Origin of the sequence: Paraburkholderia solitsugae (genome assembly GCF_013177695.1) — a bacterium.
Taxonomy (GTDB): domain Bacteria; phylum Pseudomonadota; class Gammaproteobacteria; order Burkholderiales; family Burkholderiaceae; genus Paraburkholderia; species Paraburkholderia solitsugae.
In genome coordinates, this window is the sequence record NZ_WOEY01000017.1 from 1 (window position 1) to 15,632 (window position 15,632).

Consider the following 15,632-nt stretch of genomic DNA (forward strand, 5'->3'; position numbering starts at 1 on the left):
ACCATTCGCCATTCGATTCCCACCGCCACACGACCGGCCGGCGGAAATGGAGGCCCCTCTCGCCTGCCCGGATCTCCGCACGGCGCTCACGCCGACCAAAGTTATCTTTTGCGTCCATGGCGTGATCTCACCTCTGCTGGCGAATATCTACATGCGCCGGTTTGTGCTGGCATGGAAGAAGCTCGGACTTCAGCGCAGTCTTGGCAGCCGCATTGTGACTTACGCGGATGATCTTGTGATCCTGTGCAAGCGGGGCAAAGCGGAAGAAACCTTGGTGCGCATGCGCGAGATCATGAGCAAGCTGAAGCTGACGGTCAACGAGGAGAAGACACGAATCTGCAAGGTTCCGGAAGGCGAATTCGACTTCCTGGGTTACACGTTTGGGCGGATGTACTCGGCGACGACTGGACAGGCCCGTATGGGCATGCGTCCGTCGAAGAAGAGTATCCGGCGCATGGTCGAGAAGATCCACGCGCTGACCGCCGCTTCGATGACGTGGCTCGATACCACGGAGCTGATTGGCAAATTGAATCGCACGCTACGCGGCTGGGCGAACTACTTCAAGGTAGGCACGGTCAGTCGCGCATATCGGGCGCTCGATAGCTATACCAGCACGCGGTTGCGCCGGTGGTTGCGTACCAAGCACAAGGTAAGACGTCGCCGGGGCGGGAGCTATCCACCCTCGCACCTCTACGGGCACTTTGGTCTCGTTCGTCTACAAGGGCCTTGGTAGTGACTTGCCGTGTACGAAGGCGTGATGTCTTGTCCGAGAGCCGGATGCGGGAGATCTGCATGTCCGGTTCGATGAGCGGGTTGTGGAAACGGGGTTAAGGCTAGGATATTCGGGCACCGCCAAACGAAAGAGGCGGAAACAGACAAACCGAACCTAATGCTACCGCGCCACAACTCGACTCTACCGAGGGTGTGTCAAAACGCAAAAGTTGAATGTTTTGAGGGGTCACTTTACCCTTCCCGACACGCCATCAAGCCGTTGTAGGCCCTTCTCGAAAGCCGACTTTTTGAACGAGAGGCGTGAGCCTGAGTTTTGACACACCCTCGGCCGACAGTGATCCTACAACGTACCACTAACGCTCGCCGCCATTATGTTTGTCGACCGCTGTGTTTTCAGCCGTAACGCCGAATGATTGCACCAGATCCAGTATTTTCGGCCTGGTCGGTTCTCCTTCCATATAAGGTGCCTCTACCAGCCGTCCGACGGCCTTCAGGCTGCGGATCATTACCTTGCCGCTGTCCGGGTACGTGCAGACTTCGTGCGGATCATTCAGCCCGACCGCAAAGTAGACGAGGTCCTCGTCGAACGGATTCGCCAATTGGTGAGCGACGCCGGTGCCCGCAGGGCACGAGATGCAGTCGCCAGCCCGGATTTCCTGCACTGTCTCGCCGTGGCGGAATACGCCTCGACCGGAGAGCACGAAGAACACCTCGTCCTCACGTGCATGTGTATGAAAGGGGCAAGCGGTTCTGCCCGGTGCCACGCGCGACAGATTAGCGCCAAGACGCCCCGGGCTACCATCGAGAGCTGGCGTCAGCGGCTTCCATGCGCTTCCCCAGTGTTCCCCCTCCAGTTGCTCGACTTCCTGGACGTCGCCGACGTTGACGACAAGTGGTGGCGTCGGCGCACGCTCGGGCACATTACCCATGGCTTTTTCTCCGTCGTTAATATCACGTTAGGACAATATAGCTTTCACCGTTTTCGCGCGGAACCATGCAAAAAGAAATCGTCACTGGTGTCGATATTGAGGGGCTAGACGAGACGCTCGATGCCGCGGCGGAAAAATCTCCGATAGCGCTCCACGGGCGCCGATTTTCGACAAAATAAGCGTCTGGGCCGAACGGCCGTTTGTGGCCGCGTCGAGGCAGTGCCCTCTGTGATTTGCTCGCCGCAAACCGGCCATTGAGCGAGGCCGGACGAGACGTCGCTCAGCCAAACTAGTCGACGGGCTCGACCGGCCGTTCATGGCCGGGCACCGCCTCATGCGAATCGCATAACCGCTTTGGTCTTGGACGGCGGTGGTCGACAGCACGCGACCCGCTTCGGACTTTCAGTTTGCTTCAAAGCGGCCGTTCAGCGCCGAAAGCGCCGGCGCTGCCTAGCATCCTGATGACCCACGCATCGGATTCACCGATTTTTCATACAGTGAATCGACATAGTCGCCAAGCTCGGGCATTGGCGTCACTCCTACCCGGACGAAGCCAAGCGCTTCATAGTAGGCACAGAGCTTGGTGTTTCTCGCGTCGCAGCCGAGCCGAACATAACGTCGGTTCAGAATGCTGACCTGGTCTACGCACCAATCGATAATGAAGCTGCCAAGTCCACGGCCGTTGAAGCCCTTTCTCACGGAAAGTCCACGCACATAGCCGGCGATTGGTTCTTGGGGTCCCCAGTACGCTTCATCATCCCAATCCAGAGAAAACGTCCCCACCGGCATGCAGTCTTATTCGACAACATACACCGCTCTTCGCGAGAGACTGTTCAGCACCCACCTTTCGGAAAAGCCATCGCCATCCTTGCCCCATGCATAATCGTCGTGGGCCACCTTGATCGCATGCGCATCGTTTCGGATCAGCGTAATAGCCTGCACGTCATCTGCTGTTGCGCGGCGGATGCTTCTTGAGATCATCGCTTGTAGCTCCGTTCGTTGTAGCGTTTGTCATCTCGATCGCCGTGGAGATCCACGCTCCGATTGTCAACCGTCTGGTCCGTATGGCGAACGGCGGAAACTGGCTTGGCCTGCGCCGAAAGGAGGCAACGCGAATGAATCGGAAGCCGCCATGCTTTCCCCGTCAGCGGTCAATCCGTGTCGGGACGGTTTACTCAGCTCTAAATCAACTCGGCGACGCGTACGATAATCAGCGCTGCCGGTATTAGCATTATTTGCGCGCACAGGGTCCCGAGAACACGCGCTCCAGCAAGGGTGATGATAGCTCGCCGAAAGCTGCTGTCGGAGGTTTGGCCTTCGATGACGTCGTCCGCCTCGACAGATACTTGAGTTGCCACACGTTCGCTATGGTCAACGCTGGGTAGCGGACCATTGGAAACAGACGATGGGCGGCTGGAAATTCGTGAGTGTTCACTGCACTGAGCCGCACCGCTTACAGCAGAAATAGAAATTCCGCCATTTCGGAACGGCGGCTTTTTTATGGCTCGTTCCCCTCCCTTTGACGGCTCGGTAGACGATGGCCGGCGCGCAGACCTTGGATGCACGAAGCAGCGGCACGATGTGTTTCGGACCGCCGTCAAGGAGCTTCGGCGTGCGGTGCCCAACGTTCACCGTCAAGCGTACCAATTGAAAACGCGAGCACCAGCCGCGAAACGCGCCAGTCGGCCTGCGATTGGACTACCTGACGTTGTGCGGTCGCAAGTGTATTCTGAGCATTCAGCACGTCGAGCAGCGGCCCGACACCTGCGCTATAACGTTTGCTGGCAACATCGTATGCCTCCTGTGCGCTTTCCTGAGTGGACGCCGCAACCTGTACGTTTGCCGTCTTCGTTATCACGTCCTGATAATTTCGCCAAACTGCCGAAGCAACTTCCAGTTCGGCTTTATGCAGGTTCGCGCGGTCGATATTCACCTGCGCTTCGGATGCCTGCCGATGGTACTCTTCGCCGAAGCCAGCAAATATCGGGATGCTGATTTGAATTCCGACATATTTGCTACCTGTACGCGTGTCGCGCGGAAATGCGCCCAGTGATTTATCGTTGCTCAGCGAGCCGGACAGGGAAATCGTCGGCATTTCCTGCCGCAGTGCAAGTTTTGCGTTCGCTTCGTCAGCTTGGATTTGCGCTTGGGCTTCTCGCAGCTTCGGATTGACGGATTCCGCGAGCGCGAGCAGATCGGAAATTGAAGACGTGAAATTCACGTCCGGCTGTGCGCCTGAGTCAACGTCTATCCTGACCTCAGTTTCGACCGGAATTCCCATCCGCAGGCACAAGGTACCTTGCGCCGCTTTCAGCGTACCGGCTGCATTAACCCGCGTATAAATCGCTTCCTGCCATGCCGCTTTGGCCTGTAGTTCATCGTTGAGCGTGCCCGCACCGGCAACATGTTTGTGCTGGGCAATCTCATAGCTTCGCCGCCCGTTGGCTTCGGCCTTGATCGCCGCATTGAGCGTGCTTTCTGCGGCCCAGACCGCATAGAAGGCCCCCGCAGCCTGTTCGAACACGGTCTGTAGTGCATCGGTATGCGCAGCCTTGGAAAGCTCAAGAAGGCCCTTGTAGTAGGCGAGATTGGCATCCCGCCTTCCGAAATCGAATAGCACCCATGACAGCTTCAACTCGGCGTAGCGATCCGACGCGCGGCCAATCTCGTCGGGAAGCGTTGGACCTGATATGGTTTGCGTTTCGGTCGTGTGCGAGCGGGTTCCGTCTGCGTCGAGCGTCGGCAACCAAGCAGCCTTTGCGACTCCGACCTGAGCCGCGTTCAAAAGCATATTGGCCCAGCTTTCGCGCACGGTCGGATCACTGCACAAAGCCCGGCTGACCGCTTCGTATATGGAAACAGGCGATTGCAAACTCGTCGGGTTGCAGGCACCAGCATCGCGCGCCATCCGGTTCAGTTCGGGCGACACGTCTTCGAGCCCGGCACGCGTCGAAAAAGGATCAATTTGTGCCTGAGTAAGAGGAGTGGCAAGCAGTATAGCCGCGAGCACGATACCGGTAAGCGTGAAGGCAAGACGACCGACAGGCGAGCGCAGCAAGTGAATTTTCGTCATGCCGTTTCCCGCGCGCGCCCAAGCTCGATGACACGATCCGCGGATGCGATGGTTTCGGGCCGGTGCGCCACAATGATCCGCGTGATATTCAGCTTGCGCATGGCCGCGTTCACGGCACGCTCGTTTTTGACGTCCAGATGGCTCGTTGCTTCATCGAGCAGCAGAATTTTCGGACGACGGTAAAGCGCACGTGCGAGCATCACGCGTTGCCGCTGCCCCGCAGACAGTGCCGAACCCATATCACCGATGTAGGTGTAATAACCCATCGGCATCGCCCGGATATCCGCATGTACGGATGCCATTTCTGCGCATTCGCTAATCCAAGCGAAATCAGGCGACGGATCGAAGAAGCTGATATTTTCGGCAATCGATCCGGCAAACAGCCGGTCCTCCTGCATAACCACACCGATCAACGAACGATAGTTCGCGAGACCCATTTGTCGAATCGACATACCGCCCGCGACGATTTCTCCGGAGTGCGGGATCGATAAACCCGCCAGCAGTTTAAGCAGCGTCGTTTTGCCCTGACCCGAAGGCCCGACAATCGCGACTGCTTCCCCTGCCTCTACGCGCAGATCGAAGTTGTCGATGATCTTGGGTCCATTCTTGGAATAGCTGTAGGACAGATTTTTGACTTCAAGCGTCGGCGCGAATTCATCCTTATCCGGCGCTCGCCTAACCTCTTCGCGTTCGCGTTTCGTAAGCACGATATCCGCGAGCCGAGCCACGTGTAGTTTCAGGATTCTCAACTCGTATAGCTTGTCGATCAGCGCTGTGAAACGGGCAGTGAACTGCCCGCGATAGGACAAAAAAGCGAACAGCATGCCGAGCGACAAGGAACGATCAATGACTGCCAGCGCGCCGAAATAGGTCACTAGAATCGCTTCGAGCCCAAAAATGAAACGGTTGCCCGTGCTCGCGATCAGTTGCAGGCGGCGCGTTCTCAAATCAGCATTCTTTTCACTGACGACGACGTTTAGCCATCGTGCAAGCCGATCCTCAGCCTTGCCGAACAGGCGCACACTCTGGATGCCTCTGACCGATTCCATCAGCATGCTTTTCCCGCGCGCCGCAAAAACAATCTGCTTCTGGTTTGACATTCTGAGCGCGCCATAAATGCACGCTCGCAGAATGGCATAGAGCAGCACAGCAACCACGCTGATAATCGATAGTCGGGCGTTGTAGACGACCATGATAATGATCGTGCCAATCGACATGAGGCCGTCAAGTACAGATTCGACAAAGCCGACCGTGAGTGCTTGCTGGATCGTGTTCACGCTGTCGAACCGCGAAACGATATCGCCGATGTGGCGCTTACCGAAATAGTCGAGCGGCAGATGGAGCAGATGGCGGAACACGTTTGCTAACCACTGCACATTGACGAGCGTGCTGAATGTCGTAACGGCCCACGAGCGCATCGCTTCCGTGGCTACGTGGATCACCATCACCAATCCAAAGCCGAGTGCCAAAACGACAAGCAAATGCCGGTCGCCGGTCGTAATCGCTTGGTCCGTTACCCATTCTGGATAGAACGGCGCGACGATGGTGAAAACCTCGAGTGCGAGCGCGAGCAGAAAGATTTTGAGCAATCCGCGACCGACACCGCTTGCGCGTCCCATCATGGAACGCAAGCCAATTTCCTGTCGCTCCCGGCGCGGCTGAAATGCCGGTGTCGGCACCAGTTCAAGGGCCATGCCGCTGAAATGCAGCGACAATTCCTTGAGGGACATGCGCCGCGCGCCGAGTGCAGGATCAACCAGCATCACGTAATCGCGGCCAACGCGTTCGAGCACAACGAAATGCCGGAAATCCCAATGCAGGACGCACGGCAGGCGCAGCATGTGAAGCTCTTCCGGTTCAAGTCGAACAGCACGCCCGGCCAGATCAAGCGCTGCGCCGATCTTAAGCAGATCGACCAAGGTAAGCCCTTTGAGCGACGGCGAAAAGCGCCGCCGCAACGTCGGCAAATCCGTGTCGTACCCATGAAACGTTGCGATCATGCTTATACAGGCTAGTCCGCATTCCGTGGCTTCCGTTTGCAACTGCGCGTCAATGCTGCGCCGAAATCCGAATTGAAGTTGGCGATTCATGGTCAATTGGGTTAGGTGAAGCGTGAACTGCGGTCAGGGCGAGCGGCGGGTGAGCGTGTAGAGCGGTTCCAGAACCCATTCGTACAGCTTGCGCGTGTCAAGTACCACGTCGGCGTCCACGCGCATGCCGTCCTGCAACGGGATGGCTTCACCGTACGCATTGATGGTCTGCGAATTGAGCGCGACCGTAATCTGATACAGATTTTCGGACCGGTCAGGATCACCCGTATCGGTTACGGCCTGCGCCTGCAACTGCGCCGGGCTCAGTGCGGTACGCGCTATCTGCGTGACCTTGCCCGCGTATGCTCCGAATTTCTGATACGGGAAAGCCTCATACCGCAATTCAACCGGCGCACCGATTTTTACGAAACCGACTGCTTTGCTTGGTGCAAATAGCTTCACGTCAAGGCTTCCACCCTGCGGCAGAAGTGACATTAAAGGCGTCGATCCATTGACCGACTGACCCGGACGGGCAAGCAGCGCCGTTACCGTGCCTGCAATCTGCGCCGGGATAGTGATTTCCCGGTTCGATTCGTTGTCAGCTAGTTCACCGTCCACCTGTAGCATTTGCCGCCGGATGGTTCCCAACTGGTTTTGTTCGTCTAATGGCGCGTTTCGAAGATCGGCGTTCACCTGAGCCAGTTCCACCTGAGAGGCCGTGCGCTGCCTACGCAAGTCTTCGAGTTGCGCGCGACCCGTTAGCATGCTCTGTTCGTGCTGTTCGTATTCCGATTGCGATACCACGTCGTCATGCCGTAACTGTGCGAACCGCGCACTGTCGATTTCGGCCAACCTGCTGCGCGCGTCAAGCGTAGTAATTTCCATATCCAGATGCTCGATACCCGCGCTCAACTCGATGGATTTCGCCTTGAGCATCGCTATGTTCTGCTCGAAAATGCTTCCAATATGCCGCGCATCGCTTTCGAGACTGGATCGGCGGGCGTTCAATTCAGCGCTGATTTGCTCCCGTGAATTGCCGACCGCGCTTGTTCGTTCGGTCGAAATCGTGAGCAAGGGTTGACCGGCCTTCACGGCATCACCTTCGTTGACAAGCACGCGAAGCACCGTGCCGACAGTGGGCGGATAGATTTCCGCCGCGCCGTTGTCAATCATGACGCGGCCTTGCACCTCTTCTTTCCGTGTGTACTCACCAAAAATGAGGAACAACACGACCGCGACGGCAATCGCAAAAAAAACAACGCTCCCGGACAGGCGGCGTGCTGAACCGGTCAGCACGACTTCACCCAGCCATTGATGCTTGCGATATTCGAGCGCGGCAGGCCGGAACAGCAACGCGCGCTTATTCTGCTGTTGCGGCTCCTGTGCCTCTTCCGCCTGCTCAGTGTCCGGAACGGTTGAGATATCGCTCATGGCTTGCCTGTCGTCATGGCTTGTCCAGCGGTCACGGTGCGCGCCCTTGATATTCACGCGGGTTGAAAGTCGGCAACTTCGGTTGCAGGTTCTGCGCGAACCAGCCGTTAGTTTTTGTCAAAACCCAGTACATGAGCGCGAAAGGCAACCCGCTCTTGATGGCGGCGAGCGCAAACCAATCGAACGTCGTTACAGGTGCCGACGTTTGCGTATGCCATCCTCCGCTAAAAAACAGCATTTCCAGCGACACACAGATATTCAGCATCGCATGTGCGCCGACAGCCAATTCGAGACGTTGATCGCGCAGGCTCAAAGCCGAAAGCCCGAACGAAGACATGAACAGCATCGCTTTCATGTGGAAATCGTACTGCGTGTGATAGACCGCAAAAGCCAGCGCAACGATTGTCACGACGACGAGTCGAAAGCGGACATATTGCCTAAGTGTCTGCGTCAACCATCCTCGGAAAAACAGTTCTTCCGAAAATGCAAAGAACGGAATTGCGATGATCGCAGCCGCCGCCGCGAAAATTTGACCGCTAGTCGGCAATCGCAAGTGTCCGAATGGGATCATCCACGCGCCGTATCGCGCCGATGCGTAAAGCGTCATAGCCGTGAGCGCAATCAGATTGACGGGCAGAAATAGCGCCGCACCAGATAGGCAGCGCCGAACACTAAACGTCAGGTCAACAGAAATCAGGGAGCGGAACGGGCGTCGCATAAAGTATTTGCACGAAACCCAGAATCCTAGAGCACCAACCAAAGTCCCCCCGCTAGTAAGCAAGCCTTTCATTTGGGCAGCCGCATTGAAATGCGTGAAATAAACCGACCAACCTGTAAAGGCCAGTACCGTCAGCGTACTAAGGATGCTGATAAGCGCGATGACTAACAACGTCAAGACGGGAATCCACCACTCGGTTCGTCCTAACTTCGCAAGATCGATGAAGGAGTAGGATTTCGTTTTCATGCGCAGTGCTCCTCGGAAGCAGCTTTTTCGTTATTGGACAGGCGTTCGCCCGCAGGCGTAAACCATCCGTTCGTCTTCTGCAAAAAGAGAAACATCAACGCCAAAGGCAGCGCGCTTTTTGTCAACGCGAAAACAGCTGCGTCTGGTATCAGGATTTTCGCATTGGAATGCGGACCGGTAAAGATCATCGGCATCAGCGTCACCCAAATATTCGACATGGAGTGTGCCCCAATCGCAAGCTCAAGCCGTCGATCCCGCAAACTCAGGACGGAAAATCCCACGGAATTAAAGAACATGACCATCTTTACGGACCAGCCATATTGCGCATGGAACATCGCGAACAAAATGGCAACGAGTACCGCGACGACGACCGGGACGCGAATATATTGCCCAAGGGTCTGAGTCATCCATCCCCGCAGATATAGTTCTTCGCCGAACGCGAAAAAAGCGATCATCGAACTTTCGACGAATAATCCTAAAATCCTGCTGAAACTCAAAGTGTCTTGCTGTGGATGAAAATATCCAACCGGAGACGTCCAGATACTGAAGCGCGTCCCGGCATAAATCCACATGAGCGCAACGCCGACCATGAAGGCAGGCAGATAGAGCGCAACGCCGAGCAAAAAGCGTTTTGCGCTAAATTTCAGATCGACCGAAATGAGCGAAGCAAACGGGCGTCGCAAAATGAATTTACACGCAAGCCAGAAGCCCAAAACACCAACCGGACCGCCCGCGTCAGTGAGTAAATTTTGAACGGCTAGAGTGAAGCTGAAATGATGGAAATACAGGTTTCGATACGCCTGCATTCCCGGAATGGGCAACATCAAAGAACCGAGAGTGCCCACGGCACTGAGAAGCGCAAGAATCAAGATGGTCAGTGCAAGAGCCCGCCAGTCGGTCCGGCCCAACTTGGCAAGGTCAACAAAAGCACGTGCAAAATCGTTTTTGGTTTTCATGAGCACATTTCGACTAGAACAGCGGTTGCTATTTTCTGCACAGTGCTTTGCAGCGTGGCGACAGCGCTACAGCGTAGTTGCGCTATGGAACATCGTGACAGCGCGTTATACCGATGAAGAAAGGCGGCCAGTCGCGGGACCAGTTGCGCACCATCATTCACCGATCAGGCAACGAATCCGATTTACCGGAAATTCATGACCAGTACGTCAGGGGACGGCTTAGTGGTTATGACCGCCGCCGCCATTTCCGCCGACGCCAATCCCATGCGCGAGAGCACCGACCGCATAGCCTGCGGCGAAACCAATCGGCGAAGACTGGAACGATGCGAGGTTTGCTGTTTCAGCTTGGCCCAGAGAAAGACCTTGTTGCGCGGCGTCATAGCCTGCTACTGCAGAGGGTGCCCAACCGCCAAATGCCGTGTCTTGCAGCCCCTTCGTCGCTTCTGCGAGTTGGCCGTTATTTTCGGCTTGCGAAATGGCATCGTTATCGCCGGTATTAAAACCGGCATCGGCCAACGACGTTGCGTCGTCGGAAACGCCCGCATCGGCTGACGCGTCGCCATCGCCATCGCCATCGCCATCCCCATCACCGTCGCCATAGCCGCCGTCGCCATCGCCGTCCCCATCGCCGCCATCTCCATCACCACCGGCCACATAACGCAGCAAATCCAGATCGTCAATCGTTTGCATTGATTCACTCCTGAAAAAGCGGGTTTGAAATGTGCAACCCCAATGGCACCCGCGCAGCCATTGATCCTTGAATCGGTGCTTAGGGCAGACGCATGCCAACGTTCGTGTTCGCGTCGTCGCATTGCGCCTGCTCAACAAACGCACCACGCATCGGAAGCGGATTTGCTTTGCCTTCGGCAAGCGCCCAAGTCAGGCAGGGGGCAATTTTCCACGTCGCAGCTGGAAAATCGGGCAACGACGCGACGAATGTTTCTTCGTCCATCCCGCTTTGCATGGTCGAGACAGGCAGAAATATCCGCGTTTCGTTGTCGCCTTCACAGATCAACGCATCGCGATCTATGCGGAAATATCCGCGGCAGCGCGCGCGATCCCCAATGCTGCGGCCTTTGAACAGAAGCGACAACAAAACGTGCTCCGCGCTCGTACGGTGGCCTGCAACTGCTTCTTTCAGGTCATCCAAGGTCTGGGCACCCGTGACCGGCAACAGAGCCGTGGTGAACGCTGCACCGACGGCTTGACGGCGAGCGTCATCGCACGACGCGCTATCCGCGCAACGCGTCACAGCAACCGCCGAAAGTCGATCCCTCAAACCGAGGTCGAAATGCTCCGGCTCGTCGTACTGCTGCGGGTCAAGCAGCCACGATACGAAACGCGTTAATTCAGCCGGTTCGTACGGAAAAGGCGCGCCGTAGATCGGCCAACCGGAAATTTCCGCCTGCCGTTCAACCGTGTGCCGATAAAGCATGTGCCCTTCCCACTGAGCTAGCTTCGCGTTGCGCAGGGCATGAAGATATTGACCGTGTTCGTTGGAATATTCCGGCGAATTCGGCAACGCGCCGCCAAGCTTCGCACCTGCTGCGGCGCGTACCACGATCCCGAACTTTTCATGGTTCAACGCTTCGAGCGTGGTTTCCTCAAGCTGACCAAAAAGGCTCACGCTGACAGCCGTATCGCGAAGAGAATCGGTTGGCAGGTTCGCGCATGCTTTCATCGCCGCGACGATGACCGACAATTCGGGCGACAAATCGCGTGCGGTGAACGTCCATTGCCCGCCGCGTCCAACGCGTTGCATGGTCGTCCGGTTTCTCAGGCTGACAAACACACCGCCCTGGGGCACCGTACCTGCCAGTCTATATTTATCCGGGTCAGGCAAAGGCGTCCGGTTCACAATCGCATCAACAACAAGGCGAGCCAGTTGCATCGCGATTACGTTGGCTTGCGGTTGACCGACCGATGTTTGTGCAGGTGCGAGCGGCGGCGTCACGGATATGCCGTACAGGCGATTGGCCGTACTGGCGACAACCAGCATTTGATTGACTGGATCGTATTCGACGGCGCTCGTAATGGCGTCTGGCAGTTGGAACACACCGGCGAGTTCAAACGTTTCCGGCTCGATTGCCCGTACGCGCCCATTCGTGCTGCCGAACCATATCCACGGCCCGATACGGGCGGGCGACGAAAAAATCTTGGAGTGCGCGCCGATCTTCGCGATACCTTCGCCTGTCGCCAGATCAATCACGTACAGATATTTGTCCGTCGAGCCGCAGTAGGCGCGCGCACCGTCGATTAAAGGCGTGGTGTAGACCGCATTTCCGGTCTGTATGCAGAATTTCAGTTCGCCGCTATCGAGACTGAGACCACGGATACCGCCGTCGAACGATCCGAACACAACTTGACGACGGGCAGGATCGAGCGCGGGCGCGTGCTTGATTGCGCCGGTCGTCTGGAATTTCCAGCGAAGGGCACCGGTACGCGCATCGAGCGCCAGTAGTTCGCCGTCGTTCGTGCCGCACAGCACTAGCGAAGGGTCAGCAGCATAGACCGGCGAGCCGTGGACGTAGCACCGCACCGGAAATTCCCAGACTTTCTGACCGGTTTTCGCGTTGATGGCAGCGACACCCCCGCCGCGCGTTGGACTGGCGTACTCAGCACCGATAAAGACGAAATTCAGATCAGCGGCGTAGGCCGGGGATGAACCGATCCAGTCGGGTTCAACGTAGCGCCAGAGTTCGCGCCCGCTTTCGGCGCACAGTGCATACAGGCTGCCATCGTAGCCGCCGAAGAAAACGGATTCAGGCGTCACATATGGGGTAGACCAAATGCCCTTGTGCTTTCCCGTCGCGATTTTGAAATTCCAGCGCGTCTCGCCGCTTGCGCCATCGACACAACGCATTTCGCCGCTGTCCGTGCCGAAGTAGATAAGGCCGTTTTGCGCCTGTGGTGCCGACTTGGGCACGACGTAATGATGATTTGCGGACGCGGCTTTATTGACCCAACGCGTGATAAACGTAAGCTGCGTTGCAAGGCTTTTAGGCGATGACAGTTTCAGGCCAAAATCCGCCAGCGCATACGCAGATTCGACAGTAACACCGTGCCGTTTCTGCCAGTCCGATCCCGTGTGCGATCCGTAATCGATCACGGCCCATACTTTCCAGATCGTCCGGTTAATGTCAGCGAGTACGACCCTCGATTGTTCGACGCTTGCGCCACTGTTGAAAATGTCATCCACGAGCAGAACCGGCGCGTCGGAAACGCCACCTTCAATCGCATTCATCCGGCCATACTTTTTGCGCTCCTTGTGAATGATAAAGCCGTTGACGTTGTAACCTTTTTGCGCGGCACTCATGAGGATTGCAGCCACGAGCGGAACAGCAGCCATTTCCATACCGCCGACTTGAAACGGCTGTTCGTTCGCATAACGTGCCCAAAATAATTCAGCGAGCGTATCGAGCCCTTCAGACGACAGTAAGACAGGTCTTAAATCGATCAGCCACGAAAGCGATTTTCCACTGGATGAGACAAGCCGGTGTTGCGGTGCACGGAATATGCATTTCGCTTCGATTAAGTCGCGCAACAACGCTTGTCTGTTCGGGCTGAAATCGTTCATGTCTCTAATATGATCCGATTACGTCATGCGCCCTGTCGGGAGGGCCAATGACGGACAGTTAAAAAAACAGCGAAACACGTTTATTTGGGATTTACCCTTCGCTCGACTTTCTGTTAGGATACAAAAAGCTTTTAGAAAGAAAAACCGTTGCGATGTGTTGGTATCCACGCGAGTTTCTGGATTCTGCCTTGTCCAGACGAAACGCTGTGTCGATATTTCGAAAATTATGCGAAACGGATTATTACGGTTCATTACCGAAAATATCAACAGGCAATCCTGCCGATTTATAGTTCGCTTCAAAGGGCGTACTAGGTTTTCCAAAGAAAAAGCCTCGCGAGAGTTCGACGGGGCCTTTCTCATTTCATAGCCGCTTCAGCCTCGAGTTCCCTGCTGCTGAGGGTGATGGCTTATTTGTGCGCCTCGCGCATCGGTGCGTTCATATCATTGATGCCCGAACAGATTCGCGCCGTCGCAATTGCCTCGTCATCCAGTTTCAACCGCGATCTGCAAAGCAATTCTCTAGGAATTCCCGAGCTTCATTGACTGCACGACCAGCGCCGCAAGCCCGTTGATGCTCTTGCGGAAATCGACCGCATCACGATGGAGGTAGACCTTCACCCTGAAGCTCGCCGGTACGTACTCAAGCTGCTCAGAAACGTCTTCGCCGAGTTGCTTCATCGCGGCACCGCATTGCAGGCAACGCTCGGCCGAGTCTGGAAGATATGCGTGCGTCTCGCGCGGCAGATGATCGGGTATCGTGCTGTACGGACTGAGCGCCGGCGGTATGCTGACCTACCACGTGGCAGCCCTGAACAAGACGGTCGCGGCCATTGTCGGCATGACCTTCCTGGATCAGCGCGAGCAGCAGGTGCGCGAGGAGACCAATCTCAACCTGCTCATCAGCCGCGTCGGCATACCGCTCACCGTGCTCGCCGCTAGGACGCCATTGCGGCGGCTGCGCATGCCCATGGCGCTCGCCAGTAAGATGCTCACGCTGGTCAACGTTCCGGCCGCGTTAAAGGTCTGCCTGGCTGACCGCACCTCCGCCAGCAAGTGGGTGACCCTCGCTTTCCTCGCGTCATACACGAAGTGCGTGCCCATCATGGAGCCGGAGGCGTTCGACGTCTGTCCTATCCTGTTGACGCAGCCCGCGCAGGACCGCTGGACGCCGCTGCACCTGGCCGAAATCTTCCTCAAGCGTATCCGGCGAGTGCCGATGCGTAAGGTGACGCTGGAGAATGCCGGGTACTACCCGCTGGAACAGCCGGGCTTGTCGCAGATGGTCAATGCGATCCAGGAGTTCGGCACCATGAGCGCCGCGTCCGCTCGCGTACGCAGGGATCGATCCACGGCGAATGCGGCGGCGAGGCTAGCGAAGCCGGTACGCCGCTTGGACTTGGGTCGAATGCCTTTCTCGCCGCCCTGGACAGTCCGCCTCAACGGCTAACGTGAACGAAGAACCGGAGCGAGAAGTCTAGCGGCGCGCAAACCCATCGATAACCACCCATACCGATAGGACGCCCCCGACGTTTACGCACCGGGACCGCCTTCACGCTGTGCGCCGTGCCGCGTCCCGCGCCTCGCCCCTGTCGGGCATCAAACCCTGGCGCAGCAGTCAACTCCGTCGCCTTCTACCCGAGCATGGCCGGCACAACCACGCGGCGGCGTCGGCCGCGCGGCATCCCTGCCCGGTCAACCCGGTGCATGGCATGCACCGGGCTCCCAGGTTCCCGCCCTTGACCCGCGACCGTAGCCGATAACGGGCACGCATCAAGGGGCAAGGGACCGTGTTGCCCGCACCCCTCCCTCGCCTTTTTCCTTGACGCGCGCCCGCTATCGGCTCCTCAAGTCGCACGGGCGGAAACCAGGGAGCCTGGCGGCAGCAAAGCCAACCCCGGGTTCCACCGGGAGGTGTGCAACCGCGACGGCAAGGCACATCC

12 protein-coding genes and 2 pseudogenes are annotated in these 15,632 nt (G+C 57.0%); 2 read left to right on the forward strand and 12 right to left on the reverse strand.

The genetic code is table 11. The annotated features are described in order from the left end of the window. Positions 1–733, forward strand: a 733-nt coding sequence (locus tag GNZ12_RS04065; protein WP_268959006.1) for a group II intron maturase-specific domain-containing protein, incomplete at its 5' end; no start/stop codon positions are given. Between the two features lie 352 nt (positions 734–1,085). On the opposite strand, the gene GNZ12_RS04070 is transcribed toward GNZ12_RS04065, so the two are convergent. From GNZ12_RS04070 to GNZ12_RS04120, 12 genes and pseudogenes are all read right to left on the reverse strand, one after another. Further along, entirely contained in the window at positions 1,086–1,661 is a 576-nt protein-coding gene (locus GNZ12_RS04070; RefSeq protein ID WP_172309135.1) for a cupin domain-containing protein, read from the reverse strand. 450 nt (positions 1,662–2,111) lie between these two features. Continuing rightward, positions 2,112–2,450 carry a GNAT family N-acetyltransferase gene (locus tag GNZ12_RS44130; RefSeq protein WP_235993589.1) on the reverse strand — a complete coding sequence of 113 codons (339 nt, stop codon included), beginning with the start codon at positions 2,448–2,450 and terminating at the stop codon, positions 2,112–2,114. A gap of 6 nt (positions 2,451–2,456) precedes the next feature. Next, positions 2,457–2,642 carry a hypothetical protein gene (locus GNZ12_RS44135; RefSeq protein ID WP_235993590.1) on the reverse strand — a complete coding sequence of 62 codons (186 nt, stop codon included), beginning with the start codon at positions 2,640–2,642 and terminating at the stop codon, positions 2,457–2,459. 200 nt (positions 2,643–2,842) lie between these two features. After that, positions 2,843–3,067: pseudogene (locus GNZ12_RS45475) on the reverse strand (lipid II flippase family protein); the annotation flags it as partial. Between the two features lie 191 nt (positions 3,068–3,258). Beyond that, positions 3,259–4,734, reverse strand: a complete 1,476-nt coding sequence (locus GNZ12_RS04085; protein ID WP_172309137.1) for a TolC family protein — start codon at positions 4,732–4,734, stop codon at positions 3,259–3,261. Continuing rightward, positions 4,731–6,824 (reverse strand): peptidase domain-containing ABC transporter, encoded by a 2,094-nt coding sequence (locus tag GNZ12_RS04090; protein WP_172309138.1) that lies wholly within the window; start codon positions 6,822–6,824, stop codon positions 4,731–4,733. Before GNZ12_RS04090 ends, GNZ12_RS04085 begins: the two co-directional genes overlap by 4 nt. Before the next feature lie 33 nt (positions 6,825–6,857). Continuing rightward, positions 6,858–8,195 carry an HlyD family secretion protein gene (locus GNZ12_RS04095; RefSeq protein WP_172309139.1) on the reverse strand — a complete coding sequence of 446 codons (1,338 nt, stop codon included), beginning with the start codon at positions 8,193–8,195 and terminating at the stop codon, positions 6,858–6,860. A 31-nt stretch (positions 8,196–8,226) separates the two neighbouring features. Then, complete coding sequence (locus GNZ12_RS04100; RefSeq protein ID WP_172309140.1) at positions 8,227–9,159, reverse strand: CPBP family intramembrane glutamic endopeptidase; 933 nt, start codon at positions 9,157–9,159, stop codon at positions 8,227–8,229. Beyond that, a complete protein-coding gene (locus GNZ12_RS04105; RefSeq protein WP_172309141.1) occupies positions 9,156–10,115 on the reverse strand; it encodes a CPBP family intramembrane glutamic endopeptidase in 960 nt (319 codons plus the stop codon). The genes GNZ12_RS04100 and GNZ12_RS04105 overlap by 4 nt, the downstream gene beginning before the upstream one ends. A 219-nt stretch (positions 10,116–10,334) precedes the next feature. Further along, positions 10,335–10,805 (reverse strand): hypothetical protein, encoded by a 471-nt coding sequence (locus GNZ12_RS04110; RefSeq protein ID WP_172309134.1) that lies wholly within the window; start codon positions 10,803–10,805, stop codon positions 10,335–10,337. Between the two features lie 79 nt (positions 10,806–10,884). Then, the gene (locus GNZ12_RS04115; RefSeq protein WP_172309142.1) at positions 10,885–13,692 is read right to left on the reverse strand and encodes an outer membrane protein assembly factor BamB family protein; all 2,808 of its coding nucleotides are present in this window, start codon (positions 13,690–13,692) and stop codon (positions 10,885–10,887) included. A 615-nt stretch (positions 13,693–14,307) separates the two neighbouring features. Further along, positions 14,308–14,448, reverse strand: a pseudogene (locus GNZ12_RS04120) (IS66 family transposase zinc-finger binding domain-containing protein); the annotation flags it as partial. Positions 14,449–14,476: 28 nt separating this feature from the next. Between GNZ12_RS04120 and GNZ12_RS04125 the strand changes: the two are divergent. Next, complete coding sequence (locus GNZ12_RS04125; RefSeq protein WP_216673090.1) at positions 14,477–15,139, forward strand: alpha/beta hydrolase; 663 nt, start codon at positions 14,477–14,479, stop codon at positions 15,137–15,139. The last annotated feature ends 493 nt before the right edge of the window (positions 15,140–15,632 follow it).